Origin of the sequence: Variovorax sp. PMC12 (assembly GCF_003019815.1) — a bacterium.
Classification (GTDB): domain Bacteria; phylum Pseudomonadota; class Gammaproteobacteria; order Burkholderiales; family Burkholderiaceae_C; genus Variovorax.
Window position 1 is genome coordinate 2,268,143 of record NZ_CP027773.1, and the last position, 26,138, is coordinate 2,294,280.

Sequence of the window (26,138 nt, forward strand, 5' to 3'; positions counted from 1 at the left end):
ACCCCGACCTTTCGGGAACACCGCGGAACCGGCTTTGCCGGGCCGCAGGTGTTGCCCCCTGCAAGGGGGTTGTAGGCCACACGCAGTGCGCAAGCCTGGGGGTTAGCCCAATCTGCAGCCGGTCTTGTCGGCTGGCAGGAAGGACTTGCCGGAACTCACCACGTCGACGTAGTCGGCCGCGTTCTTCATCTTCGACTTGGCCTTGCCCTTGAGCAGGTAGTAGTCCTTGATGACCTGGTGGTCGGCCTTGCGGATTTCCTCGGTGCCGGTGAGGCCGTCGAACTTCATGCCCTCGAGCGCGGCGATCACCGCCTTCTGGTCGACCGTGCCCGCCTTGACGATGCCGTCGATCAGGATCTTGGTGCAGACGTACGAGCCCGCGAGGCTGTAGTTGGGCACGATCTTGAGCTTGTCGGCGGTGCGCTTCACCAGGTCCTTGTTGAGGGTGGTGTCGGCCGTGTGCCAGTACTGCGCTCCGAAGTACACGTCTTCGCAGAGGTCCGCACCGAGTTCGTCGAACTGCTCCAGGCCCGAAGCCCAGGCCATGAGGATCGTCATGTTCTTGTGCATGCCGAAGCTCACCGCCTGGCGCAGCGCCGCGGAAGACTGCGCGCCGAAGTTCAGCAGCAGCAGCACGTCGGGCTTGGCCGCCATCGCATTCGTGAGGTAGCCGCTGAACTCCTTCTCGTTGAGCGAGTGGTAGCTGTTGCCCACGTGCTCGATGCCCTTCTCCTGGAAGATGTTCTTGGCCGCGCTCAGCAGGCCGTCGCCGAACACGTACTGCGGCGTGATGGTGTACCAGCGCTTGGCCTTCGGCATGGTGGCGATCAGCGGGCGCACCGTCTGCTCGATGGCACCGAAGGTGGGCACCGACCAGCGGAAGGTGGCGGGGTTGCAGTCCTTGCCGGTGATCTCGTCCGCGCCCGCGGTGGTGATGAACAGGCCGCCGGCCTTCTCCGCCTCCTTGCCCATGGCCAGCGCTTCCGACGACAGGATGCCGCCCGCGAAGAACTTCGCGCCCTGCTGCTGCGAGGCTTCCTGCACCTTGCGCACGGCGGTGGCCGGCTTGCCCTCGGTGTCGAGCACGGTGTAGGCCAGCGGGCGCTTGAGCACGCTGCCGTACTGCTCGATGGCCAGCTTCATGCCCAGGTCGGCGTACTTGCCGTTGGCCGCGAAGGCGCCCGACATCGGGACCGGGCAGCCGAAGCGGATCGCCTCGGCCGACTGGGCAAAGGCGGCGCGGCCGGCCAGCAGGGAAGCGGGGGCGGCCGACAGGGCGGCAAGCTGAAGGAGGTGTCTGCGATGCATGGGGATCTCCGGTCGTGGTGGGTGAAACAAGGAAAAGGTGGGGCCTGCGATTGCCGGCGAATTTAAGCGGATAAATAGGATTAATATGCTGGTAAAAACCCGCTAGCAATCCTTGTGCCCAACACCGACCGGAGCTCGCCGATGACGCCGTTTAAGATCGCGCGCTGTTGCGCATCCCGCGCATCTCCCGATGGGCATGGAGCGTTTCAATGAGAGTGGGGCAGAACCGTCCTAAGCGGCAAAAGCTCTCGGACGTCATCGTCGAAGACGTCAAGCGCTGGATCGTGGCGGAGCGCAAGCAGCCCGGCGACCGGCTACCGAACGAGAAAGAACTGATCGAGCTTTTCGGGTACTCGAAGAGCACGGTGCGCGAGGCGCTGAAGGCGCTGGAGGTGCGCGGGCTGGTCTCCATCCGCACGGGGCCCGGCGGCGGGGCCTACCTGCAGCAGGTGTCGGTCGATCATGCGTCGGAGCCGCTGCGCAACTTCCTGCATTTCCATCACCTGGACGGGCACCATATCTATCAGTTGCGCAAGGCACTGGAGCCTGAACTGGCCGTGAGCGTGGTCGGCAGGCTGACGCCGGAGCAGTTCGACAAGCTCGAGGAAAACATCCGCCTGTGCACCATCGAGCCGACCAACGAGGACGAACTGCGCACCCAGCGCGAGGCGGAACTCGCCTTCCACACCATGCTGGCGGAGAGCTGCCCCAATCCGGTGCTCTCGTTCATGTGCCGCTTTCTCAACGACCTGTTGCGCGACCTGGTGGTCTACAAGAAGGCGCTGGACCACCACCACTTCGGCGAGACGAATGTCGACTACCACACGCAGCTGCTCGCGGCCTACCGCAAGGAAGACGCTGAGGAAGTGCGCCGGCTGATGGCCGAGCACATGGTGGATGCAGAAGCGCACATGCACGAGATGGAGGCGCACATCGGGGCCAAGCATTTGCTGCTGCCCAGCGGGCAGCGGTAGGCCGGTCCGTTCAGGGGGTGTGCACCGGAGAAACGGCGAAGGTCAGGCGTGCGCCCGCTCCAGGCAATCCTGAAACGCCAGCACGGCCCGCGACGGCTTCGGCGAACGCCGCAGCAGGCTCACGAATTTGCATGCGTAGTTGAACCGCGCCGGCAGCACCGCCTTCATCAGCCCGCGCTCCTCGAACACCTGCGCATAGTGGTCGGGCAGAAAGCCCAGGAAGCGGCCCGACAGGATCAGCGTGGCAATCGCCTCCTGGTCGAAGCCAGTCGCCTTGCGCGACAGCCGCGCCCTGTGGCTCAGCTCCATGTTGGGCGAGTGATAGCCCAGCCCCGCGAAATGGTGTTCGCCCAGCTTGCCCCAGGTGAGCCTGGCATGGGGGCTGTCGAACAGCGGATGGCCCTTGCCGCAGTACAGCAGCATCGTCTCGTCGAACAGGTCCGCGTACACCAGGCTCTGCGAAGCGCGGTGCGCCGGGATGATGCCGATCTGGAAGTTGCCTTCCAGCACCCCCTGCTCTATGGCGTTGATGGAGCCCACGTGCACCGCCAGGCTCACCTCCGGCGCTATCTCGGTGAAACGCGCAATGGCCTCGCCGATGCGCGCCTTCGGGTTCGTCGCGGTCTTGTCGAACAGCGCCACCTCCAGCTGCCCGCCCATGCGGTTGTGGATGTCGTCGATGCTGCCGCGAAAGGCGTCGACCGAGGCCAGCAGGCGCAGGGTCTCGTCGTAAACGCGCTGGCCCTCGGCGGTGAGCGCGAAACCCGCCCTGCCCCGGCGGCACAGCACCAGGCCCAGCCGTGTTTCCAGGTCTTTCACATGCCGGCTCACGGTGGAGGTGCCGATGTTCAGCTCCAGCTCGGCGGCCGCCATGCCGCCGCAGTCGACCACGCTCTTGAAAACCTTGAGCAACCGCAGGTCCATGTCGCTGAGCTGCCCCAGGACGGCGCGATTGCGGGCACTGTTCTGGGCACCGTTTTGGGCCTTGGCCTTTACTTGCATGAAGTGTCAAGTGAACATTGATATTGCGCCATTCTCCACACTGAAGGGTCTGCCAACAATCGGCGCATTCACAACCCCCTCCGGAGCCCGCCCGCGCGGAACGCCATGACCCTTGCAGCCCCCGCCCTCGAACCCACGCCCGCCATGCGGACCGACGCCGCCTGGCTCGACGCGCACTGGATGCCCTACACCGGCAACCGCAACTTCAAGGCCGATCCGCGGATCATCGTGGAGGCCAAGGGCGCCTACTTCACCGACATCGACGGCCGCAAGATCTTCGACGGCCTCTCGGGCCTGTGGTGCTCGGGCCTGGGCCACGGCCGCCCCGAGATCACCGAGGCAGTGAGCCGCCAGATCGCCAAGCTCGACTACTCGCCCGCGTTCCAGTTCGGCCACCCGCTGTCGTTCGAGCTGGCCAACAGGATCAAGGAACTGACGCCTGCCGGGCTGGACTACGTGTTCTTCACCGGCTCGGGCTCCGAAGCCGCCGACACCTCGCTGAAGATGGCGCGCGCCTACTGGCGCACCAAGGGACAGGCCAGCAAGACTCGCCTGATCGGCCGCGAGAAGGGCTACCACGGCGTCAACTACGGCGGCATCTCGGTGGGCGGCATCGCGGCCAACCGCAAGCTGTTCGGCCAGGGCGTCGAGGCCGACCACCTGCCGCACACGCAACTCGCTTCCAACGCCTTCACGCGCGGCATGGCCGAGAACGGCGCCGAGCTGGCCGACCGCCTGCTCGACCTGATCGCGCTGCACGACGCATCGAACATCGCGGCCGTCATCGTGGAGCCTTTCGCGGGTTCGGCCGGCGTGGTGATTCCGCCCAAGGGCTACCTCAAGCGCCTGCGCGACATCTGCACCGCCAACAACATCCTGCTGATCTTCGACGAAGTGATCACCGGTTTCGGCCGCTGCGGCGCGCTCACGGGCTCGGAAGCCTTCGGCGTGACGCCCGACATCATGAACATCGCCAAGCAGGTGACCAACGGCGCGCAGCCGCTGGGCGCCGTGGTCGCCAGCAAGGAAATCTACGACACCTTCATGGCGGCAGGCGGCCCCGACTACATGCTCGAGTTCCCGCACGGCTACACCTACGGCGCGCACCCGGTGGCCTGCGCCGCCGGCATCGCCGCGCTCGACGTACTGCAGAAGGAAGACATGATCGGCCGCGTGCAGGCGCTGGCGCCGCACTTCGAGAACGCGGTGCACAGCCTGAAGGGCAGCAAGCACGTCAACGACATCCGCAACTTCGGCCTGGCCGCCGGCCTGACCATTGCCGCGGTGCCGGGCGAGCCCGCGCGCCGTCCGTACGAGATCGCCATGAACTGCTGGAAGAAGGGCTTCTACGTGCGCTACGGCGGCGACACCATCCAGCTGGCACCGCCCTTCATCGCCGAGAAGGCCGAGATCGACCGCATGGTCAACGCGCTGGCCGACGCATTGGCGGAGACGGCCTGAGTCCGTCGCGGCCTCCGGCCTGATCGGAGGCCAGGTCCTACAGGCGGCGCGCCGGCCGCCTTTCAATAATCGGTGGCATGACGGCTCTGCGCAGCGACATTCCCGCCCGCCTGGACCGCCTGCCGTGGTCGCGCTGGCATTGGCGCGTGGTGATCGCGCTGGGCGTGGCCTGGGTGCTCGACGGCCTGGAGGTCACGCTGGTGGGCTCCATCGGGGCGGTGCTGGAGCGGCCCGACACGCTGGGCCTCACCGCCGGCGAGATCGGCCTGTCGGGCTCGGTGTACGTGGCGGGCGCGGTGCTGGGCGCCCTGATCTTCGGGCGGCTCACCGACCGGCTCGGGCGCAAGAAGCTCTTTCTCGTCACGCTGGTGGTCTACACGGTGGGCACGCTGGCCACGGCTTTTTCTCCGGATTTCGCTTTCTTCGCGCTCTGCCGCTTCGTTACCGGACTGGGCATCGGCGGCGAGTACGCGGCCATCAACTCGGCCATCGACGAGTTGATTCCGGCGCGCGTGCGCGGGCGCGTCAACCTCGCGATCAACGGCAGCTTCTGGATCGGCGCGGCGCTCGGCGCGGGGCTGAGCCTGGTGCTGCTGGACCCTCATGTGATCGGCCCGGTGTGGGGCTGGCGCGCGGGCTTCGCGCTGGGCGCGGTGCTGGCGGTGGCCATCCTGCTGGTGCGGCGCGACGTGCCGGAAAGCCCGCGCTGGCTCATTGCGCACGGGCGCGCGGACGAAGCCCGGCGCATCGTCGAGCAGATCGAAGCGGAGGTCTCGGCGCAGCACGGCCCGCTGCCCGCGCCGCAGGGCCATGTGGACTACACCGACGCTCGCCAGACCAGCCCCTCGATGCGCGAAGTGGCGCGCGTGCTGTTCAAGCGCTACCGCCAGCGCAGCGTGGTCGCGCTTGCGCTGATGGTGTCGCAGGCGTTCTTCTACAACGCGATTTTCTTCACCTACGCGCTGGTCCTCACGCGCTTCTACGGCGTGCCCGAAGCCAGCGTGGCGCTGTACATCTTTCCGTTCGCGCTCGGCAACGTGCTCGGCCCGCTGCTGCTGGGCCCGCTGTTCGACAGCCTGGGCCGGCGCAAGATGATCGCGCTGACCTATGTGCTCGCGGGCGTGGGCCTGGCGCTCACCGGCTGGGCGTTCATGATGGGCTGGCTCGACGCGCGCAGCCAGGCGCTGTGCTGGTCGGCCGTGTTCTTCCTGGCCTCGGCGGCCGCCAGCTCGGCCTACCTCACCGTGAGCGAAGTGTTCCCGCTGGAAATGCGCGCGATGGCCATCGCCATCTTCTATGCCGTCGGCATGGGCGCGGGCGGCTTCGTGGCGCCGGTGCTGTTCGGCCTGCTGATAGAGACAGGCAGCCGTGGCGCGGTGATGGTGGGCTACGGTATCGGCGCGGCGCTGGTCATCGTGGCCGGGCTGCTGGCCCTGCGCTATGCGGCCGACGCGGAGCGCAAGCCGCTGGAAGAAGTGGCGCCGCCGCTGGCGGCCGACCCGGGCGTGGTTGCTCGAAAAGATTGAGACCACACCACCGCGTTCCGCCGTGAGCGCCGCGGAACCGGCTTCGCCGGGCCGCAGGCGCTGCCCCCCGGAAGGGGGTTGGCGAAGCGACACGAAGTGCGCGCAGCCTGGGGGCAAGTCAAAGACTGCAGGTACGGAAGCCGAAGAATCCGTCGTCGCGCTCCGGCAAGGCGAAGCCGCGCCGCTTGGGTGAACGAAGACGCGCGCGTGTCGCGAACGAGGCGCCGCGCAGCACGCGTGCACGCCCGAATGCAGCAGCGGGATCGAACTCCCCGCCCGCGCTCCACGGATCGGCACGGTAGCCGGGCCAGGGGCTCAGCGTACCGGCGGTCCACTCGTGCACGTCGGCCCAGCGGAAGCCGCGCCGAGCGGCGGTGTGCGCGGCGATCTCCCATTCGACCTCGGTCGCCACGCGGCGTCCCGCCCAGCGCGCCCAGGCATCGGCCTCCCACCAGCTCAGGTGCACCGCGCTGTGGTGGCCGGCGGCGCGCACCGTCGCGCCAAAACGATGCTGCAGCACCGAGCCCCCGGAGCCGTGCCGCGCGGCGCCGATCTGCTCCACATGGCGCGGCCCGCGCCGCCCTTCGATCTGGGCCGAGAGCCAGCGCCAGCCTTCGCCGCGCCACAGTTCCTCGCGGTCGTAGCCGCCGTCGTCGACGAACTCGACATACTGGTTCCAGGTGACGGGCTGGGCGTCGATCTCGAACTCCGGCACGTCGACGCGATGCGCGCTGCGTTCCTGCGCAAAGGCGAAGCCGCTCTCGGGCATGCCCAGTTCCCAGCGGGTGGCCGGCAGCAGCAGCGGCTCGCGCGTGACGACGATGGGCGCCTGCTCGACGCCCAGAGGCAGCCCCAGCGTCTGCGCCATCACGACGAACTGTTCGCCGCGCAGGTCTTCATGCGCCAGCGCCAGCCTGTAGAAGTAGAGGCCGGCGTCGGTCTCGGCCGCATGCTCCAGCAGTTCGAGCGTGCTCTCCAGCGTCTCGAGCAGGTAGGCCTTGGTCTGGGCGAGGTCGGGCAGCCCGGGCGACCAGCGCTGGTCGGGCGTGGCCTGCGCCGGGTTCCACCAACTGTCGGCGCCGGGCTCGATGGCCGCCAGCCGCGTGGGCCGCACCGGGCAATCGGCACCGAAGGCGCGCTGGGTGTTGCGGCCGATCCACCATTCGGCGAACCAGCCGATATGGCCGGCCAGCCAGACCGGCGGCACGACATCGGGCCCGCGCGGCGTCGGCATGCCTTCCCCGAGCGCCTGCTCGAAGAGCGACAGCAGGTGCAGCGTGTGGTTGCGCGCGTCGATCAGCGCCAGGGAAAGCAGATCCCGGCCGGCCCGGCTCATGTCGGGGGAGTCGATCGATTGGGACGTCGCCACGGCCGGGGCCGGAGGGGGGCGCGGTGTCTGGTCCATGAAACATTATGGCCAAGCCACGCCTCCGGGTAGCCCCCAGAAGACACTTTCGATTACATCGATAGAATCCGCACCGCCTCACGCACCCGACCCGCTGGCACACAAGGCCAGTGCGTCGGGTGCGGTCGTATGTGGGGCATCCAATACAAAAATGGAGATGAAATGCAAGGCTTGCTCAAGCTTTCCCGGGCCATCGACTGGCTCAACGCCCAGGTGGGCAAATACGCGATCTGGCTGATCCTGGCCGCCACGGTGATCAGCGCCCTCAACGCGGTGGTGCGCAAGATATTCAACACCAGCTCCAACGCGTTTCTCGAAGTGCAGTGGTATCTGTTCGCCTGGTCGTTCCTGATCGCCGCCGGCTTCACGCTGCTGCACCGCGAGCATGTGCGCATCGACGTCATCAACAGCCGCCTGTCCAAGCGCAAGCAGGTGTGGATCGACATCATCGGCTTCGCATTCTTCCTGACGCCGCTGTGCCTGACGGTGCTCTACCTGTCGATGCCCGTGGTGATCCAGATGTACAAGTCGGGCGAGATGTCCGGCAATTCGGGCGGGCTGATCCGCTGGCCCGTGTGGGCGGCGCTGCCGGCCGGCTTCGTGCTGCTGATGCTGCAGGGCTGGTCCGAGCTGATCAAGCGCATCGCCTTCCTGCGCGGCCAAGGCCCCGACCCCATGGGCCGGCTGACCGACAAGACGGCCGAGGCCGAGCTGATCGAAGCCCTGCGCCTGCAGGCCGAGAAAGACGCAGCCAAGGCCGGCACGGCCGCTCCCGGCACGCAACACTGAACGGCCGAGCACAGACACCATGGAATTCATTGTTGCCAACTTCGCCCCGATCATGTTCGCGGGGCTGATCTGCTTCCTGCTGCTGGGCTATCCCGTCGCATTCAGCCTCGGGGCCTGCGGCCTGTTCTTCGGTCTCGTCGGCATCGAGCTCGGCGTGTTCCAGTCGTCGGTGATGGCCTGGCTGCCCCAGCGGCTGATCGGCATCATGGCCAACGACACACTGCTGGCGGTGCCCTTCTTCACGCTCATGGGGCTCATATTGGAGCGCAGCGGCATGGCCGAGGACCTGCTCGACACGGTCGGCCAGGTCTTTGGCCCGATGCGCGGCGGCCTGGCGCTGGCGGTGATCTTCGTCGGCGCGCTGCTGGCGGCCACCACCGGCGTGGTGGCGGCATCGGTCATCTCGATGGGCCTGATCTCGCTGCCGATCATGCTGCGCTACGGCTACGACCGGCGGCTGTCCAGCGGCGTGATTGCCGCATCGGGCACGCTGGCGCAGATCATCCCGCCCTCGCTGGTGCTGATCATCATGGCCGACCAGCTCGGCAAGAGCGTCGGCGACATGTACAAGGGCGCCTTCCTGCCCGGCTTCATGCTGATGGGCCTGTATGTGGTCTATGTCGTGTTCCTCGCGATCTTCCGGCCCGCGCAGGTGCCGGCGCTGCCGCCCGAGGCCCGCACCTTCCGCGAACCCAACGGCAGCGGCGGCTACACGTCGCTGGTGGCGCTCGCCGCGCTGTCGGCCGTGGTGGCGGTCTGGCTGGCGCGCAACATGGCGGCCGTGCACACCTGGTTCCAGGGCCAGGAAGTGACCTCGGTGGCCACCGACGAGAAGGTCGTGGTCGCCATGTGCGGCGGCGTGTTCGTGGCCCTGGTGATCGCGCTGATCAACAAGGGCCTGAAGCTCAACCTGCTGTCGCGGCTGGCCGAGCGCGTGACCTTCGTGCTCATTCCGCCGCTGCTGCTGATCTTCCTGGTGCTGGGCACCATCTTCCTGGGCGTGGCCACGCCCACCGAAGGCGGCGCAATGGGCGCCCTGGGCGCGCTGATCATGGCCTGGGTGCGCCGGCGCATGAGCCTCACGCTGCTGAAGCAGGCGCTGGCCTCGACCACCAAGCTGTCGAGCTTCGTGATGTTCATCCTGATCGGCGCCACGGTGTTCAGCCTGGTGTTCCAGGCCGCCGACGGCCCGATCTGGGTCGAGCACCTGCTGTCGTCCCTGCCCGGCGGCCCGGTGGGCTTCCTGATCGCGGTGAACGTGCTGGTGTTCTTCCTGGCGTTCTTCCTGGACTACTTCGAGCTGTCGTTCATCGTGGTGCCGCTGCTGGCGCCCGTGGCCCACAAGCTGGGCATCGACCTGATCTGGTTCGGCGTGCTGCTGGCGGTGAACATGCAGACCTCGTTCATGCACCCGCCCTTCGGCTTCGCGCTGTTCTTCCTGCGCTCCGTCGCACCCGACAAGCAATACGTTGACCGCGTGACCCAGAAGGTCATGGAGCCGGTGACGACGATGCAGATCTACAAGGGTGCGATCCCGTTCGTGCTGATCCAGCTCACCATGGTGGGCGTGCTGATCGCGTTCCCGCAGATCGTGACGGGCGCGCTCGACAAGGAGGTCAAGGTCAACCTCGACGACATCGGGGCGCAGATGCGCGACAGCCTGAAGCCCGAGGACGGCGGACCGGCCGCCGACCCCTACGGCGGCCCCGAGGAAGCCGCGCCGGGCGCCGAACCGCAGCCGGGCGCGGAAGGCGCCGCACCGGCACCGGCCCCCGAGGCCGCGCCGGCCGACAGCGGCGAGACCGATCCCATGAAGGCCATGCAGGACGCGCTCAAGCAGCAGCAGAAGCCCTGAACGGCCCCGCAAGTCAAAAGGCCGCCCCGTGCAAACGGGGCGGCCTTTTTCATGCGGGTCGCGTCGGTATCAGATCTTGACCGAGTTCATGTACTGGTTGAACGGGTACTCCGAGAAGCGGTTCCACAGGATCTGGTCGCGCTGGAAGGCGCGCATGTCCTGGTGGATCTTCTTGAACTCGGGCGACTTGGCTTCGTGCTCGGCGAAGACTTCCATCGAAGCCTTGAAGCCCGCGTCCATCACGGCCTTGGGGAACGGCTTGAGTTCGGTCTTGGCGGCAACCAGGCGCTTGAGTGCCACCGGGTTGTAGGCGTCGTACTTGGCGATCATGTCGCGCGCGGCGACCTTGGTGGCCGCGTCGAGGATGGCCTTGTTCTCGTCCGACAGCTTGGCGAAGGCCTTGTTGTTGATGAAGAACTCGAGGTCGGCGCCGCCTTCCCACCAGCCGGGGTAGTAGTAGTACGGGGCCACCTTGTTGAAGCCCAGCTTCTCGTCGTCGTAGGGACCGACGAACTCGGCGGCGTCCAGCGTGCCCTTTTCGAGCGCCTGGTACACGTCGCCGGCGGGCATGTTCTGCGACACCACGCCCAGCTTGGCCATGGCCTCGCCGAACACGCCGCCGCCCATGCGCATCTTCAGGCCCTTGAGGTCGGCGACCGTCTTGATCTCCTTGCGGTACCAGCCGCCCATCTGCGTGCCGGTGTTGCCGGCGCTGGCGGTGCGGAAGTTGTATTGCGCGAAGAAGGCGTCGAGCAGCTTGCGGCCGTTGCCGTACTCTTTCCACGAGTCGGTCTGGCGTGCGGTCAGGCCGAAGGGCACTGCGCAGCTGAACGCGAAGATCGGATCCTTGCCGGTGAAGTAATACGCGGCGGTCTGCGCCATTTCGAGCGTGTCGCCCTGCAGTGCGTCGACCACGCCGAATGCGGGCATCAGCTCGCCGGCGGGGTGGACCGAGATTTCGAACTTGCCGCCGGACAGTGCCTTGACGGTCTTCGACAGCATTTCGGCGCTGCCGAAAATCGTGTCGAGCGAGCGCGGGAAGCTCGAGGCCAGGCGCCAGCGGACTGCGGTCTGCGCATGAACGGCAGGCGCAATGCCGGCAGCCAAAACGCCGGCGATGCCGGCGTTTTTGATTAGGGAACGACGATCCATTGATAGCTCTCCGAGTTCTTTGAAAAAACAAAACGCGGCTTGTGACCGCGTTGGGGACTTTTGTATAAGCCCGGGCGATTGTAAAAACGCGCTTACAGCCTCCGGCGGGGGTTTACCCTGCGCCCGGCGCCTCCCCCTGTCGCGCGCGAACTCGGTCTCGTTTAGACGAGGCATAAAATGTTATATCGCCTTACATACACCGCTGGAAACGGCATCAAGACATGAGACTCCCTAACTCCTTCAAGCCCGCACTGCTCGCGTTCGCCGCGGCCACCGCTTTCGGCGCGCAAGCCGCCGACATCAAGATCGGCGTCGCAGCCGCCCTGTCCGGCGGTGCCGCGCAGTACGGCGCCGCCATCCGCAACGGCTTCCAGCTGGCCGCGGACGAAATCAACGCCGCCGGCGGCATCAACGGCGACAAGATCGTGCTGGCCGTCGAAGACGAGCAAGGCAAGAAGGAAGACGCGATCAACGTCTTCAAGAAGCTGATCTTCCAGGACAAGGTGCTGATGACCTTCGGCCCCACGCTGTCGAACTCGGCCCAGGCGGCCGACCCGATCGCCCAGGCCGCCAAGACCGTGGCCTTCGGCACCTCGAACACGGCCGACGGCATCACCTCGATCGGCGACTACGTGTTCCGCAACTCCGTGACCGAAGCCGACGTGCTGCCCGAGACCCTGCGCGTGGCCATCAAGCACGGCAACGTGAAGAAGGTCGCCGTGCTGTACGGCAACGACGACGTGTTCACCAAGAGCGGCTACGACAACTTCAAGAAGGCCCTGGAAGACCTGAAGCTGCCCGTGACCACGACCGAGACCTTCGCCAAGGGCGACGTCGACTTCAAGGCCCAGCTCACCAAGATCAAGGCCACCAACCCCGACGCCATCGTGCTGTCGGCACTGCTGGCCGAAGGCGCGCCGATCATGGTGCAGGCCCGCCAGCTCGGCCTGAACGTGCCGGTCATCGGCGGCAACGGCATGAACTCGACCAAGATCTTCGACCTGGCCAAGGGCAGCTCGGACAACCTGTACGTCGGCAGCCCCTGGTCGGCCAGCAACGCCACGCCCGAGAACACCAAGTTCCAGAAGGCCTACAACGACAAGTTCAAGATGGCGCCCGACCAGTTCGCCGCGCAGGCCTACGACGGCCTGTACGTGGTGGCCCAGGCGCTCAAGGGCGTGAAGCTGTCGGGCAACCTGGCGGCCGACCGCACGGCCCTGCGCGACGCGCTGCCCAACGTGAAGTGGACCGGCGCCACCGGCGCCTTCGCCTTCACACGCGCCAAGGACAAGGCCGGCAAGCCCGCCGGCTACGACGCGCAGCAGACGGCCATCGTGAGTGTCACGAAGGGCACCGCGTTCGTGATCGAGAAGTAAGCAAGCAGTCCCGGTGGCGGGCCGCGCGGCCCGCCATGCCTCCCGCATATGGCGCAGGACAGTCACTGCGCCGTTTTCTTTTTTGATTTGCCGCAACACGCCTCGTGCCGCGGCCTGACGAAAGCCCATCGTGCTCGATCAGCAGCTTGTCAATGCCTTGTCGCTGGGGTGCGTCTACGCACTCTTCGCGCTCGGCTTCACACTCATCTTCGGCGTGCTCGGCGTCATCAACCTCTCGCACGGCGCGGTGTTCATGGTCGGCGCGTATGCCGCGGCCGAATTCATGCGCGTGTCGGGCATGCCGCTGTGGGTCGGCCTGCCATTCGCCTTCGCCTTCTGCGGCGTGCTGGGGTTCCTGGTCGACGTGCTGGTGCTCAAACCGCTGCGCAAGCGCAACGCACCCCACCTGATCCCGATGATCGCCACCATCGGCGTGGCCATCATCCTGAACAACGGCATCCAGGGCATCTTCGGCGCGGAGAACCTGCGCTTCCCGCCCGGCACCATTCCCGACGATGCGCTGGTGTTCGCCGGCATCCACGTCACCGTGCTCGAGCTGGGCATCGTGCTCGCATCGTTCGTGCTGATGGGCGTGCTGATGCTGTCGCTGCAGCGCACCCAACTGGGCCGCGCGCTGCGCGCCATTGCCGAGTCGCCCAAGGCGGCGTACCTGGTGGGCGTGAACGTCGAGGGCCTGTTCTTCCTGACCTCGTTCGTGGCCGCCGGCCTGGGCGGCGTGGCGGGCGTGCTGATCGGGCTTTACTCGAACGCGCTCTTCCCGCTGATGGGCCAGCCGATGCTCGAGAAGGGCATCGCGGTGATCATCCTGGGCGGCATGGGCGACATCCGCGGCGCGCTGCTCGGCGGCCTGTTCCTCGGTTTCGCCGAGGTGCTGTCGGTGGCCTACGTGGGCTCCAACATGCGCGACGCGGTGGCCTTCGGCCTGCTGTTCCTCGTGCTGCTGGTGCGCCCGAAGGGCCTTTTCGGTTCGCTGAAGGAGCGCAAGGTCTGATGGAAGCCTTCGACAACTTCTGGTCGGTCTACAGCAACCTGGTGCTCTCGCTGGGCATCAACGGCCTGCTGGCACTCTCGATCTGGCTCACCCTCGCCTGCGGCATGCTGGCGCTGGCCAACGCCGCATTCATGGGCATCGGCGCGTACACCGCGTCGATCCTCACGCTGAACTACGGCGCGCCGTTCCCGGTGGCGATTGCCGCGGGCATGGCCGCGCCGGCGCTGGTCGCCTTCATCATCGGCAAGCCGACGCTGCGGCTGTCGGGCGTGTACCTGGCCATGGCCACGCTGGCCTTCGGCGAGGTGGTGCGCATCGCCATCCTGAACGCCGAGTCGCTCACGGGCGGCGCGCTGGGCCTGAACGGCATTCCGCAATCCACCGAGTGGTGGCACGTGGCGCTGGCGCTGGTGCTCGTGCTGCTGGTGCTGTGGCGCATCCGCCGCTCCAAGGTCGGCCGCGCCTTCGAGGCCATCAAGGAAGACGAGACCGCCGCCGGCCTGATGGGCATCGACGTGGCGGGCCACAAGATGCTGGCCTTCGTGCTGGGCGGCGCCATTGCCGGCCTGGCGGGCACGCTGAACGCGCACTTGACCTTCTTCATCGGCCCGGCCGAATACGGCTTCAACCGCGCGGTCGACATCCTGACGATGGCCATCCTCGGCGGCATCGGCAGCCTCACCGGCCCGGTGCTGGGCGGCACCATCCTCACGCTGCTGCCGGAAACGCTGCGCGGCCTGGGCGCCTTCCGCCTCGTGGTCAACGGCTTCATCCTGGTGCTGATCGTGCTGTTCCTGCCCAAGGGCATCTGGGACCCGGCGCGCATCCGCCAGTGGTTCGGACGCAAGGGGAGCGCAGCATGAGCGACAACACCCTTTTGACGCTGAAGAACGTTTCGCGCCATTTCGGCGGGCTCAAGGTGCTGCAGGACGTGAACCTGGACATTCCGAAGGGCGGCATCTTCGGGCTGATCGGCCCGAACGGCGCCGGCAAGACGACGGTGTTCAACCTGATCACCGGCCTGCTGCCCACCACCAGCGGCACCATCCACTTCCAGGGCCAGGACCTGGCGGGCCGCAAGCCCTTCCAGATCACCCGTGGCGGCATCGCGCGCACCTTCCAGAACATCCGCATCTTCAAGGAGATGTCGCTGCTGGAAAACGTGACCGTGGGCATGGACGCCAAGCTGCGCTACGGCCCGCTGGGCCTGCTCGCAAGCACGGGCATGTTCCGCAGCGAGGAAAAGCGCGCCCGTGACCGCGCGCGCGAACTGCTGAGCTGGGTCAAGCTGGACCACAAGGCCAACGACGTGGCCGACAACCTCTCGTACGGCGACCAGCGCAAGCTGGAGCTGGCGCGCGCGCTGGCCACCGAGCCCACGCTGCTGCTGCTCGACGAGCCGGTGGCCGGCATGAACAGCACCGAGAAGAGCGAGCTGATGGTCGAGATCGAGAACATCGCGGCGCGCGGCTTCACGGTCTTCATGATCGAGCACGACATGCGCTTCGTGATGGGGCTGTGCCAGCAGATCGCGGTGCTGAACTTCGGCCGCATCATCGCGCGCGGCGGCCCCGAGCAGATCCGCAACGACCCGCAGGTGATCGAGGCCTACCTCGGCCGCGAAGACGACGAAGCCACGAACGACCAGGAGACCGCGGCATGAGCGCCGGCACCACGACCCCATTGCTGCAGGTGCAGGACCTGAAGGTGAACTTCGGCCATGTGCAGGCGGTGAAGGGCATCGATTTCGAATTGCACGAAGGGCAGATCACCACGCTGGTGGGCGCCAACGGCGCGGGCAAGTCGACCACGCTGCTGGCGCTGTCGGGCCTCGTCAAGAAGACGAGCGGGCGCGTGCTGTTCGCGGGGCAGGACATCACCGCGCTGTCGCCCCACAAGATCGTGGCCGGCGGCGTGGTGCAGGTGGCCGAGGGCCGCGCCACGCTGACCACGCTCACGGTGCGCGACAACCTGGAGCTGGGCGGCTACACGCGCCGCGATGGCGCCGCGGCCCGCGCAGCCGACCTGGAACGCATCTACACCCTGTTCCCGGTGCTGAAGGACCGGGCCGACGGCCTGGCCGGCAACCTCTCGGGCGGCGAGCAGCAGATGCTGGCCATCGGCCGCGCCCTGATGGCCAAGCCGCGCGTGCTGCTGCTGGACGAGCCCTCGATGGGCCTGGCGCCGATCATCGTGCAGGACATCTTCCGCACGCTGCGCGAGATCAACAAGCAGGGGCTGACGATCTTCCTGGTGGAGCAGAACGTGCGCCAGGCGCTGAAGATCGCGGACCGGGCCTATGTGATCGAGACCGGCAGCATCGTGCTGTCGGGCACCGGGCGGGAACTGCTGGGCAACCCTAAGGTGCAGGACGCGTACCTGGGGAGCTGACGGGTCTTTGGTATTCCTCCCTCCCCCGCTTGGGGAGGGTCGGGGTGGGGGCTCGGCGGCCTTCGAACCGCAGCGGCCTCTCCAGCGCCGCTTGCCCCCATCCCAGCCTTCCCCCAGAGGAGGAAGGAGCAAGACCGGAACCTCAGTTGCGGCCGAAGCGGTCCGCGATGGATTTCTCTATACCCGCCGCATCGAGCCCGATGCCGGCCAGCAGCTTCGCCGGATCGCCGTGCTCGATGAACTGGTCGGGCAAGCCCAGCTGCAGCACCGGCTTCTGCACGTTGGCAGCCTGCAGCGCCTCGAGCACCGCGCTGCCGGCGCCGCCCATGATGGCGCCCTCTTCCAGCGTCACGATGGCATCGTGCGTGCGCGTGACCTGCAGCAGCAGTTCGACGTCCAGCGGCTTGGCCCAGCGCATGTTGACCACCGTGGCGTCGAGCGACTCGGCTGCCGCGAGCGCCGGATACAGCAGCGTGCCGAAGGCGAGGATCGCGATGCGCTTGCCTTCGCGGCGGATCTCGCCCTTGCCCAGGGGCAGTGCGTCGAGCGTGAGGTGCGGCGCCACGCCGGCACCCGAGCCGCGCGGATAGCGCACCGCCACCGGGTGGCTCTGCTCGTAGGCGCTGGACAGCAGCTGGCGGCACTCGCGCTCGTCGGCCGGGCACGCGATGCTCATGTTCGGAATGCAGCGCAGGAACGGAATGTCGTAGGCACCCGCGTGCGTGGCGCCGTCGGCACCCACGAGGCCCGCGCGGTCGAGCGCGAACACCACCGGCAGGTTCTGGATCGCCACGTCGTGGATCAGTTGGTCGTAGGCGCGCTGCAGGAAGGTCGAGTAGATGGCGACCACCGGCTTCAGCCCTTCGCAGGCCAGGCCGGCGGCGAAGGTGACGGCGTGCTGCTCGGCGATGCCGACGTCGTAGTAGCGGCCGGGGAAGCGCTTCTCGAACTCCACGAGCCCCGAGCCCTCGCGCATCGCGGGCGTGATGCCCACGAGGCGGCCGTCGGCGGCGGCCGTGTCGCACAGCCACTGGCCGAACACCTGCGTGAAGGTCTGCTTGGCCGGGGCGGTGGACTTGACCAGCCCCACCTGCGGATCGAACTTGCCGGGGCCGTGGTAGGCCACCGGGTCGGCCTCGGCCAGCTTGTAGCCCTGCCCCTTCTTGGTGACCACGTGCAGGAACTGCGGGCCTTCCAGATGCTTGAGGTTCTCGAGCGTGGGCACCAGCGAATCGAGGTCGTGGCCGTCGATGGGGCCGACATAGTTGAAGCCGAACTGCTCGAACAGCGTGGCCGGCACCACCATGCCCTTGGCATGCTGCTCCAGCCGCTTGGCCAGCTCGAACAGCGGCGGCGCGTTGCGCAGCACGCTCTTGCCCACGCTCTTGGCGGCGGCGTAGAAATTGCCGCTCATCAGCTGCGCGAGGTAGCGGTTGAGCGCGCCCACCGGCGGGCTGATCGACATGTCGTTGTCGTTCAGGATCACGAGCAGCTTGCAGTCGCACACGCCCGCGTTGTTCAGCGCCTCGAAGGCCATGCCGGCGGTGAGCGCGCCGTCGCCGATGATGGCCACGGTGTGGCGGTCCTCGCCCTTCTGCTTGGCGGCCATGGCCATGCCCAGCGCGGCCGAGATGCTGGTCGACGAATGGGCGGTGCCGAAGGTGTCGTACTCGCTCTCGCTGCGCTGCGGAAAGCCCGAGATGCCGCCGATCTGCCGCAGCGTGGGCATGCGCTCGCGCCGGCCGGTGAGGATCTTGTGGGGGTAGGTCTGGTGGCCCACGTCCCACACCAGCCGGTCGTGCGGCGTGTTGAACACGTGGTGCAGCGCGACCGTCAGCTCGACCGTGCCGAGGTTCGAGCTCAGGTGGCCGCCGGTGCGCGAGACGTTGTCGAGCACGCAGGCGCGCACCTCGTCGGACAGCTGGCGCAGCTGCGCCCGGTCGTATTTGCGGATCGGCGCGGGGTCGTGGAGTGTGGGAAGCAGCGGAGCAGCCATGGGGGAGGTTTGTTCTTTTCTCTCAGCGATCGCGGTCGACCACCATGTGGGCCAGTGCGCGCAGGGCGGCGGTGTCGGCCAGGCCGCTGTTTTCCAGCGCGGCGAGCGCGTCGGCCAGCAGCTGGCGGGCCTGGGCGCGCGCCCCGTCGAGGCCGAGCAGCGATACGTAGGTGGGCTTGTCGGCCGCGGCATCCTTGCCGGCGGTCTTGCCCAGGGTTTGCGAGTCGGCCGTGACGTCGAGGATGTCGTCGACCACCTGGAACGCGAGGCCGATGGCCGCGCCGTAGTCGCGCAGCGCGGCCAGCGCGGCCGGCGACACGGCGCCGCAGGCGGCGCCCATCTCGACGCTGCCCTGCAGCAGCGCGCCGGTCTTCAGGCGGTGCATTTCGCGCAGCCGCGCTTCGTCAAGCGCGATGCCCACGCTGGCCAGGTCGATGGCCTGGCCGCCGGCCATGCCCTGGCTGCCCGCGGCGCGCGCGAGCAGGCGGCACAGCAGGGCCTGGGTGGCCGCGGGGATCTCATCGCCTTCAGGCGTGAGCAGCTCGAAGGCCAGCGCCTGCAGCGCGTCGCCGGCCAGCAGGGCGTCGGCCTCGCCGAACTTGACGTGCACCGTGGGTTTGCCGCGCCGCAGCACGTCGTTGTCCATGCAGGGCAGGTCGTCGTGCACCAGCGAATAGGCGTGGATCAGCTCGGTGGCGCAGGCGGCGCGCAGCGCGGCGGCCTTGTTGCCGCCCACGGCCTCGCTGGCGGCCAGCACCAGCAGGGGCCTCAGGCGCTTGCCGCCGTCGAGCACGGCATAGCGCATGGCGTCGCCCAGCAGCACGGGGGCGTCGACGCCGACCCAGCGCGAGAGCGCCGCCTCGACGTTCGCCAGATGGGGATCACACCAGCCGGCCAGGGTCTTTGCGTCCCACCGGGGGGGAGCCGTGGTCGTGGCCGCGCTCATTCGGAAGTCCAGACCTTCAGGCTGCCCGCATCGAGCACCTTGATCTGGTCTTCGACCGCCTGCAGCTTGTCGCGGCAGAAGGCGAGCAGCGCGGCGCCGCGCTGGTAGCTGACGAGCAACTGGTCGAGGGGCAGCTGGCCTGATTCGAGTTCCGCAACCAGTTTCTCCAGCTCCTGGAGCCCGGCTTCGTAACTGGCGGGCAGCGGGCCCGTATCAGGCGTTGCCGCCGGGCTGGACGAGGAAGGGGTTGGCACCTTGGGCATGCAAGCGAAACGTGGGTGAAACCGGGCATTTTAGGACTGGGACGGGAACAAGCGGCCACCGCCTGCGGGCCACCCCGGCACGGACCGAGCCAAAAGATGCCCCCCGGGTACAATGCGAACTTCTCTCGTTGGCAACGCCAGCACATTCTTCGGGCCGCCGAGCCATCCAGGCGGCGCCTTTCCGTTCTTTTTTCCTTTTTCTCCCTGTGGGGAGCTTGGTCAGGTCCTCCATGTCTGATTTAAGTCTTCAACTGCAGCAGGCCGCGAGCCAACTTCCAGTTTCCGCGTATTTCGACGAGGCGCTCTATGCCCGCGAAATGCAAAACCTTTTCGCGCGAGGGCCCCGCTATGTCGGCCATCGCCTGGCCGTGCCCGAACAGGGTGATTTCCACACCCTGCCGCAGGAGCACCAGGGCCGCGCGCTGGTCCACACGCCCAAGGGCGTGGAGCTGATCTCCAACGTCTGCCGCCACCGCCAGGCCCTGATCCTGCAGGGCCGGGGCCGGCTCGAGAGCCAGACCGGCGGCAACATCGTCTGCCCGCTGCACCGCTGGACCTACGCCGCGAGCGACCCGCGCACCACGGGCACCCTGATCGGCGCGCCGCACTTCGAGCAGGACCCCTGCCTGAACCTGCACAACTACCCGCTGACCGAATGGAACGGCCTTCTGTTCGAGAAGAACGCCGACGGCTCCGGCCCCGACGTGGCCGCCGACATGGCCGGCCTCGGCCCGCAGGCCGACCTCGATTTCTCGGGCTACGCACTCGACCGCGTCGAGCTGCACGAGTGCAACTACAACTGGAAGACCTTCATCGAGGTCTACCTCGAGGACTACCACGTCGGCCCGTTCCACCCGGGGCTGGGCAGCTTCGTCACCTGCGACGACCTGCGCTGGGAGTTCAAGCCGCGCTATTCGGTGCAGACGGTGGGCGTGGCCAACCGCCTGGGCCGCGCGGGCAGCCCGATCTACCAGAAATGGCAGGAGCAGCTGCTCAAGTACCGCGACGGCAAGCCGCCGAAATACGGCGCCATCTGGCTCACCTACTACCCGCACGTGATGGTCGAGTGGTATCCGCACGTGCTCACCGTGTCCACGCTACACCCGGTGAGCCCGACCAGGACGCTCAACATGGTCGAGTTCTTCTACCCCGAGGAAATCGTCGCCTTCGAGCGCGAATTCGTCGAAGCCCAGCAGGCCGCCTACATGGAAACCTGCGTGGAAGACGACGAGATCGCCGAGCGCATGGACGCTGGCCGCCGCGCGCTGATGCTGCGCGGCGACAACGAGACCGGCCCCTACCAGAGCCCCATGGAAGACGGCATGCAGCAGTTCCACGAGTGGTACAAGGCTGCGATGCAGCAGCCCTGAGCCCCTGCCGCCCACGGCCCGATGAAACCATCGGGCTTTTTTATTTCCTTCTAGTTTTCGAGACTGACTGACGATGCAAGCGCTCTGGATGGTGCTCGGCGCCTTTTTGTTCGCCACGATGAGCGTGGTTGTGAAAATCGCCTCGGAGTGGTTCAACAGCGGCGAGATGGTGCTGGGCCGGGGCCTCATCGGCATCGTGTTCCTGTGGCTTTTGGCGCGCAACCGCGGCGTCTCGCTCGCCACCCGCTACCCCGGCATGCACGCCTGGCGCAGCACTATCGGCGTGATCTCGCTCGGCGCATGGTTCTATGCCATCGCCCACCTGCCGCTGGCCACCGCAGTCACGCTCAACTACATGAGCAGCGTGTGGGTCGCGGCTTTCCTGGTCGGCGGCGCGCTGCTGGCCTGGGTGCCGGTGCCCGGGCGCGACGGCCGGGTGGAGCGCCCGCCGCTGCAGGGCACGCTGGCCATGACGGTGCTCGCGGGCTTCGCGGGCGTCGTGCTCATGCTCAAGCCCACGGTCAGCGGCAACGAAGGCTTCGCCGGCATGCTGGGCCTGCTGTCGGGCCTGACCGCCGCCTTCGCCTACATGCAGGTGGTGGCGCTGTCGCGCATCGGCGAGCCCGAACTGCGCACGGTGTTCTATTTCGCGGTGGGCTCGGCCGTGGCCGGTGCCTTCGCCACGGCCGCCACGGGGTTTTCGGGCGGTGCCTCGTGGACATGGCAGCATGCGCTGTGGCTGCTGCCGATCGGCCTGCTCGCCGCCCTCGGACAGCTCTGCATGACCCGCGCCTACGCCACCGCCAAGACCCAGGCCGGTACGCTGGTGGTGGCCAACCTGCAGTATTCGGGCATCGTGTTCGCGGCCTTCTACGGCGTGGTGCTGTTCAACGACCGCATCGACGCCGCAGGCTGGGGCGGCATGGCTCTTATCATCGCAAGCGGCATTGCCGCCACTGTGTTGCGGCAGCGGGCGGTGCCCAAGGCACCGGCCGAAGAACATTGAACTGAACCGGATCAAGCGGGCCTGTGCAGGCCCCGGCAACGAAGGACACACGCCATGTACACCACCCTCGTCACCGTCGAACAGCTGCGCCAACTGCAGGCCGGCGACAAGCCCTTCATGCTGTTCGACTGCAGCTTCGACCTCATGAAACCCGAAGCCGGCGCGCAGCAGTACGCCGCCGCGCACATTCCGGGCGCGCTGTACGCCAACCTCGACACCGACCTCAGCGCGAAGCACGGCGTACCCGGCGCCCACGGCGAAGTCGTGACCGCGCAGGAAGACGGCGTGCCCGCATCCGGCGGGCGCCACCCGCTGCCGAGCCGCGAGAAGTTCGCGGCCTGGCTTTCGGGCATCGGTTTTGCGAACGACATGCAGGCCGTGGTGTACGACCGCAACGGCGCCAACTACTGCGGCCGCCTCTGGTGGATGCTCAAGTGGATGGGCCACGACGCAGTGGCCGTGCTCGACGGCGGGCTGCAGGCATGGCAGGCCGCGGGCGGCGAGGTGACCGACCGCGAGGAGCCCGCGCGCTTCCAGTCGAACTTCGTGACGGGCGAGCCCATTGCGAAGCTCGTGACCACCGACACCGTGCTGCGCCGGCTCGGCCAGCCTGACCAGAACCTGATCGACGCACGTGCCGGTGCACGTTACCGCGGAGAGGTGGAACCTCTGGACCCGATTGCCGGTCACATCCCCGGGGCCCTGAACCGGCCCTTCGCCGAGAACATCGGACCGGACGGCAAGTTCAAGCCGGCATCGCAGTTGCGTGCCGAGTTCGAAACGCTGCTCGCGGGACGCGACCCGGCGACCGTCGTCCACCAATGCGGCAGTGGCGTGAGCGCCGTGCCCAACCTGCTCGCGATGCAGATCGCGGGGTTCGGGACGACCGCGCTCTATGCCGGCAGCTGGAGCGAATGGAGCAACACGCCGGGGCTGCCGACCCGGCAAGGCGCTGAACCATGAAGCACAACCGACTCCGACGCACCACCGGTCTCGCAATGGCAGCCGCGCTGTTCGCGGCCGCCCCGTTCCTTTCCGCGCAGGCACAGCAGCAGCATGCGCATGTGCACGGCCAGCTCAAGCTCGACGTGGCCGTCGACGGGCCCACGGTGGTGATCGACATGGAGTCCCCGCTGGACAACATCGTCGGCTTCGAACGCGCGCCCAAGACCGACGCCGAGAAAAAAGCCGTCGAAGACGCCGTGGCCGTGCTGCGCGCGGCCGACAAGCTCTTCGTGGTCGACCCGGCCGCCAACTGCAAGCTGGGCCCGGTCGACCTGCGCTCGGGCGCGCTGGGCCTGGGCAACCCCGACCCGGCAGAGCCCGTCGGCCATGCCGACCTCGACGCCACCTTCTCCTTCAACTGCACCAATGCGTCCGCCGCGAAGTTCATCGACGTGAACCTGTTCGGCGCGTTCAAGGGACTGCGCCAGATCGATTCGCAGATCGCCTCCGCGCAAGGCCAGTTCAAGCGCCAGCTCAAGCGTCCCGCCGGCGCGCAGGCGTCGCAGCCGGTCCGGCTGAGCTGGGGCAAGTGACGCTGTGAGCAACTTCCCGCAGGGCGAGACGACGCCATTGCGCGTCGTACTTGCCGCAGAAGCGCTGCGCTTCTCATGGCCCGGCGTGAAGACGCCGTGCATCGACATCGAGGCCTTTCGCATCACCGCCGGCGAATCGGTGTTCCTGCACGGCCCCAGCGGCTGCGGCAAGAGCACGCTGCTGTCGCTGCTGGCCGGCGTGCTGGTGGCCGACGAGGGCCGCGTCACGCTGCTGGGCCACGACTGGTCGAAGCTCTCGGGCACCCAGCGCGACCGCAGTCGCGTGGCGCACGTGGGCTACATCTTCCAGCAGTTCAACCTGCTGCCGTACCTGAGCGTGATCGACAACGTGCTGCTGCCCTGCCGCTTCTCCGCGCGGCGCGAGGCGCAGGCCTCGCGCAACGGCAGCGCGCGCGAAGAAGCCGAGCACCTGCTCGCGCAGATGGGCCTGGACCGCAACCTGTGGAAGCGGCAGGCGCTGCAGCTGTCGGTCGGGCAGCAGCAGCGCGTGGCCGCGGCGCGCGCGCTCATCGGCCAGCCTGAAGTGGTGATCGCGGACGAGCCCACCTCGGCGCTCGACGAAGACCGCCGCGAAGCCTTCCTCGACGTGCTGCTGACGGCCTGCGCGCAGAACCGCAGCGCGCTGGTGTTCGTGAGCCACGACCAGCGCATCGCACAGCGTTTCGTGCGGCACGTGCTGCTGCCAGAGATCAACCGCGCAGCGAGCAGCGCGATGGCGGTGGACGCATGAAGGCGCTGTTCTCGATTGCCTGGCGCAGTGCCTGGAACCGCCGCTTCACGCTCGCGCTCACGGTGTTCTCGATCGCGCTGTCGACCTTCCTGCTGCTGGGCGTGGAGCGCATCCGCACCGAGCTGCGCGAGAACTTCGCGTCTTCCGTGTCCGGCACCGACCTGATCGTGGGCGCGCGCACCGGCTCCACGCAGCTTCTGCTGTATTCGGTGTTCCGCATCGGCGCGGCCACCAACAACATCTCTTGGAAGAGCGTGCAGGCGCTGCAGGCGCACCCCGGCGTCGATTGGGTGGTGCCGCTGTCGCTGGGCGATTCGCACCGCGGCTTCGCGGTGCTGGCCACCTCGCCCGAGTACTTCACGCGCTTTCGCTACGGCGACCGGCAACTGCTGAAGATGCGCGAAGGCAAGCCCTTCAGCGAGCTGTTCGACGCGGTGGTCGGCGCCGAGGTGGCCGACAAGCTCGGCTACCACGTGGGCCAGAAGATCACGCTCGCGCACGGCAGCGGCGAACTCAACGTGGCCGAGCATGCAGACAAGCCCTTCACCGTGGTGGGCGTGCTCGCGCGCACCGGCACGCCGGTCGACCGCACGGTGCACATCGGCCTGCCGGCCATGGAAGCCATCCACCTCGAATGGGTGGGCGGCGCGCCGATGCCCGGCGTGCACATTCCGGCAGAGCAGGTGCGCAAGTTCGACCTCACGCCCAAGAACGTGACGGCCGCGCTGGTGGGCCTGAAGAACCGCGCTGCCGTGTTCGGCGTGCAGCGCTGGATCTCCACCTACACCGGCGAACCGCTGATGGCCATCCTGCCCGGCGTGGCGCTCGACGAACTCTGGAGCGTGATCGGCATCGGCGAGAACGCGCTGCTGCTGATGTCGGCGCTGGTCGCGCTGGTGAGCCTCGCGGGGCTGGTGTCGGTGGTGATGGCGGGGCTCAATGAACGCCGCCGCGAACTCGCCGTGCTGCGCGCCGTGGGCGCAGGGCTGCGCCATGTGCTGGCGCTGCTCGCGCTCGAGGGCGCGATGGTCACCGTGCTGGGCGTGGCCTTCGGCGTGGTGATGGCGGCGCTGGGCATCGCCCTGCTCTCCCCATGGCTGCAGGCGCAGTTCGGGCTGACACTGAGCCTTTCCGAACCTACACTGAACGAGTGGCTGCTGATGGCGAGCCTGCTGGTCGCGGGCTGGCTGGCAAGCCTCTTGCCTGGCATCCGCGCCTACCGCCTCTCGCTGGCGGACGGCCTTTCCCCGAGGATATGAACATGCGCATTGCAAAGAAGACACCCACGGTCCAGCCTTTCATGCGGCTTTCAATGCTGCTTGCCGGCGCCGGCCTTGCCGCCGCGGCCTGGGCCGCGGACCCCGCACCCAAGGACACCACCGCCACCAACCCGCTCGGCGGCAAGGCGGCAGCGGCCCCTGCGGCCGCCAAGGCCACGCCGGGCCAGCCGCGGCAGATCACCTGGGAAGAACTGGTGCCCAAGGACTGGGACCCGGCCAAGGAATTCAAGGGCATGGACCTGAGCGCCCTCGATGACGGCGACCCGCGCGCCAACGAGCTGCTCATGAAGATGCAGGAGGTGTCGAACAACGCACCGACCAATGCCGCGATGAACGGCGTGGAAGTCAAGATCCCGGGCTTCATCGTGCCGCTCGAGGAAGCCAAGGGCGAGGTCACCGAATTCCTGCTGGTGCCCTACTTCGGCGCCTGCATCCACACACCGCCGCCGCCGGCCAACCAGATCCTGCACGTGGTGCCGCAGAAGGGTGCCAAGTTCCGCGCCATGGACACCGTGTGGGTCACCGGCAAGCTGCAGACGTTGCGCAACGACTCCATGATGGGCGTGAGCGGCTACCACGTCAGCGCGGCCAACGTGACCAAGTACACGGGCGGCGCCAAGTAGGTCTTCAGGCTGACAGCAGCGGCCTGTGGTCCCGCGCCGACAGTGTTGACGGCGCGCCGCCGACACAGACCGTTGCATCCGAGGCGCAGGCTCTGTCATCGCCTGTTGCCGCGC

General features: G+C 67.6%; 24 protein-coding genes. 17 read left to right on the forward strand and 7 right to left on the reverse strand.

The annotated features are described in order from the left end of the window. Positions 1-102: 102 nt before the first annotated feature. Entirely contained in the window at positions 103-1,308 is a 1,206-nt protein-coding gene (locus tag C4F17_RS10505; RefSeq protein ID WP_081266836.1) for an ABC transporter substrate-binding protein, read from the reverse strand. Positions 1,309-1,517: 209 nt separating this feature from the next. Here C4F17_RS10505 and C4F17_RS10510 point away from each other — a divergent pair, with 209 nt between their 5' ends. Then, complete coding sequence (locus C4F17_RS10510; protein ID WP_081266837.1) at positions 1,518-2,282, forward strand: FadR/GntR family transcriptional regulator; 765 nt, start codon at positions 1,518-1,520, stop codon at positions 2,280-2,282. A 42-nt stretch (positions 2,283-2,324) separates the two neighbouring features. On the opposite strand, the gene C4F17_RS10515 is transcribed toward C4F17_RS10510, so the two are convergent. Beyond that, complete coding sequence (locus tag C4F17_RS10515) at positions 2,325-3,284, reverse strand: LysR family transcriptional regulator (RefSeq protein WP_081266838.1); 960 nt, start codon at positions 3,282-3,284, stop codon at positions 2,325-2,327. Between the two features lie 105 nt (positions 3,285-3,389). On the opposite strand from C4F17_RS10515, the gene C4F17_RS10520 reads away from it, so the two are divergent. Together C4F17_RS10520 and C4F17_RS10525 are read left to right on the forward strand one after the other, a co-directional pair. Further along, positions 3,390-4,745: an aspartate aminotransferase family protein gene (locus C4F17_RS10520; protein ID WP_106935192.1), complete on the forward strand. Its 1,356-nt coding sequence runs from the start codon at positions 3,390-3,392 to the stop codon at positions 4,743-4,745. Between the two features lie 77 nt (positions 4,746-4,822). Further along, complete coding sequence (locus tag C4F17_RS10525; protein ID WP_106935193.1) at positions 4,823-6,271, forward strand: MFS transporter; 1,449 nt, start codon at positions 4,823-4,825, stop codon at positions 6,269-6,271. Positions 6,272-6,389: 118 nt separating this feature from the next. Here the strand turns inward: C4F17_RS10525 and C4F17_RS10535 are convergent, their stop codons facing one another. Then, positions 6,390-7,676, reverse strand: a complete 1,287-nt coding sequence (locus tag C4F17_RS10535) for an SUMF1/EgtB/PvdO family nonheme iron enzyme (protein ID WP_106935194.1) — start codon at positions 7,674-7,676, stop codon at positions 6,390-6,392. A gap of 162 nt (positions 7,677-7,838) precedes the next feature. Here C4F17_RS10535 and C4F17_RS10540 point away from each other — a divergent pair, with 162 nt between their 5' ends. Both C4F17_RS10540 and C4F17_RS10545 read left to right on the forward strand, forming a co-directional pair. After that, complete coding sequence (locus C4F17_RS10540; protein ID WP_081266842.1) at positions 7,839-8,465, forward strand: TRAP transporter small permease subunit; 627 nt, start codon at positions 7,839-7,841, stop codon at positions 8,463-8,465. 19 nt (positions 8,466-8,484) lie between these two features. After that, positions 8,485-10,320, forward strand: coding sequence for a TRAP transporter large permease (locus C4F17_RS10545; RefSeq protein WP_106935195.1), 1,836 nt, complete (start codon positions 8,485-8,487; stop codon positions 10,318-10,320). Between the two features lie 69 nt (positions 10,321-10,389). Here the strand turns inward: C4F17_RS10545 and C4F17_RS10550 are convergent, their stop codons facing one another. Next, positions 10,390-11,472 (reverse strand): TRAP transporter substrate-binding protein, encoded by a 1,083-nt coding sequence (locus tag C4F17_RS10550; RefSeq protein ID WP_081266844.1) that lies wholly within the window; start codon positions 11,470-11,472, stop codon positions 10,390-10,392. A 221-nt stretch (positions 11,473-11,693) separates the two neighbouring features. Between C4F17_RS10550 and C4F17_RS10555 the strand changes: the two genes are divergently transcribed. The 5 genes from C4F17_RS10555 (at position 11,694) to C4F17_RS10575 (ending at position 16,251) form a co-directional block, all read left to right on the forward strand. Continuing rightward, positions 11,694-12,848 carry an ABC transporter substrate-binding protein gene (locus C4F17_RS10555; protein ID WP_106935196.1) on the forward strand — a complete coding sequence of 385 codons (1,155 nt, stop codon included), beginning with the start codon at positions 11,694-11,696 and terminating at the stop codon, positions 12,846-12,848. A gap of 130 nt (positions 12,849-12,978) precedes the next feature. Next, the gene (locus tag C4F17_RS10560; RefSeq protein WP_081266845.1) at positions 12,979-13,860 is read left to right on the forward strand and encodes a branched-chain amino acid ABC transporter permease; all 882 of its coding nucleotides are present in this window, start codon (positions 12,979-12,981) and stop codon (positions 13,858-13,860) included. Continuing rightward, on the forward strand, positions 13,860-14,723 hold the full coding sequence (locus C4F17_RS10565) for a branched-chain amino acid ABC transporter permease (RefSeq protein WP_081266846.1): 864 nt from the start codon (positions 13,860-13,862) through the stop codon (positions 14,721-14,723). The genes C4F17_RS10560 and C4F17_RS10565 overlap by 1 nt, the downstream gene beginning before the upstream one ends. After that, positions 14,720-15,523, forward strand: a complete 804-nt coding sequence (locus C4F17_RS10570; protein ID WP_106935197.1) for an ABC transporter ATP-binding protein — start codon at positions 14,720-14,722, stop codon at positions 15,521-15,523. The genes C4F17_RS10565 and C4F17_RS10570 overlap by 4 nt, the downstream gene beginning before the upstream one ends. After that, positions 15,520-16,251 carry an ABC transporter ATP-binding protein gene (locus C4F17_RS10575; protein WP_106935198.1) on the forward strand — a complete coding sequence of 244 codons (732 nt, stop codon included), beginning with the start codon at positions 15,520-15,522 and terminating at the stop codon, positions 16,249-16,251. Before C4F17_RS10570 ends, C4F17_RS10575 begins: the two co-directional genes overlap by 4 nt. A 142-nt stretch (positions 16,252-16,393) precedes the next feature. On the opposite strand, the gene dxs is transcribed toward C4F17_RS10575, so the two are convergent. The 3 genes from dxs to xseB are packed head-to-tail and all read right to left on the reverse strand — an operon-like array spanning position 16,394 to position 19,456. Beyond that, complete coding sequence (gene dxs / locus C4F17_RS10580; protein WP_106935199.1) at positions 16,394-18,247, reverse strand: 1-deoxy-D-xylulose-5-phosphate synthase; 1,854 nt, start codon at positions 18,245-18,247, stop codon at positions 16,394-16,396. 22 nt (positions 18,248-18,269) lie between these two features. Further along, positions 18,270-19,193 carry a polyprenyl synthetase family protein gene (locus C4F17_RS10585; protein ID WP_081266850.1) on the reverse strand — a complete coding sequence of 308 codons (924 nt, stop codon included), beginning with the start codon at positions 19,191-19,193 and terminating at the stop codon, positions 18,270-18,272. Next, on the reverse strand, positions 19,190-19,456 hold the full coding sequence (gene xseB, locus C4F17_RS10590; RefSeq protein ID WP_081266851.1) for an exodeoxyribonuclease VII small subunit: 267 nt from the start codon (positions 19,454-19,456) through the stop codon (positions 19,190-19,192). Before xseB ends, C4F17_RS10585 begins: the two co-directional genes overlap by 4 nt. A 230-nt stretch (positions 19,457-19,686) precedes the next feature. On the opposite strand from xseB, the gene C4F17_RS10595 reads away from it, so the two are divergent. The 7 genes from C4F17_RS10595 (at position 19,687) to C4F17_RS10625 (ending at position 26,024) form a co-directional block, all read left to right on the forward strand. Then, the gene (locus C4F17_RS10595; RefSeq protein WP_081266852.1) at positions 19,687-20,826 is read left to right on the forward strand and encodes an aromatic ring-hydroxylating oxygenase subunit alpha; all 1,140 of its coding nucleotides are present in this window, start codon (positions 19,687-19,689) and stop codon (positions 20,824-20,826) included. Between the two features lie 73 nt (positions 20,827-20,899). Continuing rightward, positions 20,900-21,832 (forward strand): DMT family transporter, encoded by a 933-nt coding sequence (locus tag C4F17_RS10600; protein WP_234382721.1) that lies wholly within the window; start codon positions 20,900-20,902, stop codon positions 21,830-21,832. Between the two features lie 54 nt (positions 21,833-21,886). After that, positions 21,887-22,795 carry a sulfurtransferase gene (locus tag C4F17_RS10605; protein ID WP_081266853.1) on the forward strand — a complete coding sequence of 303 codons (909 nt, stop codon included), beginning with the start codon at positions 21,887-21,889 and terminating at the stop codon, positions 22,793-22,795. Next, positions 22,792-23,370: a DUF2796 domain-containing protein gene (locus tag C4F17_RS10610; RefSeq protein ID WP_106935200.1), complete on the forward strand. Its 579-nt coding sequence runs from the start codon at positions 22,792-22,794 to the stop codon at positions 23,368-23,370. Before C4F17_RS10605 ends, C4F17_RS10610 begins: the two co-directional genes overlap by 4 nt. 4 nt (positions 23,371-23,374) lie before the next feature. After that, positions 23,375-24,121, forward strand: a complete 747-nt coding sequence (locus C4F17_RS10615) for an ABC transporter ATP-binding protein (RefSeq protein ID WP_106935201.1) — start codon at positions 23,375-23,377, stop codon at positions 24,119-24,121. Continuing rightward, positions 24,118-25,380, forward strand: a complete 1,263-nt coding sequence (locus C4F17_RS10620; RefSeq protein WP_106935202.1) for an ABC transporter permease — start codon at positions 24,118-24,120, stop codon at positions 25,378-25,380. The genes C4F17_RS10615 and C4F17_RS10620 overlap by 4 nt, the downstream gene beginning before the upstream one ends. Positions 25,381-25,382: 2 nt before the next feature. After that, positions 25,383-26,024, forward strand: coding sequence for a DUF3299 domain-containing protein (locus tag C4F17_RS10625; RefSeq protein WP_106937513.1), 642 nt, complete (start codon positions 25,383-25,385; stop codon positions 26,022-26,024). The last annotated feature ends 114 nt before the right edge of the window (positions 26,025-26,138 follow it).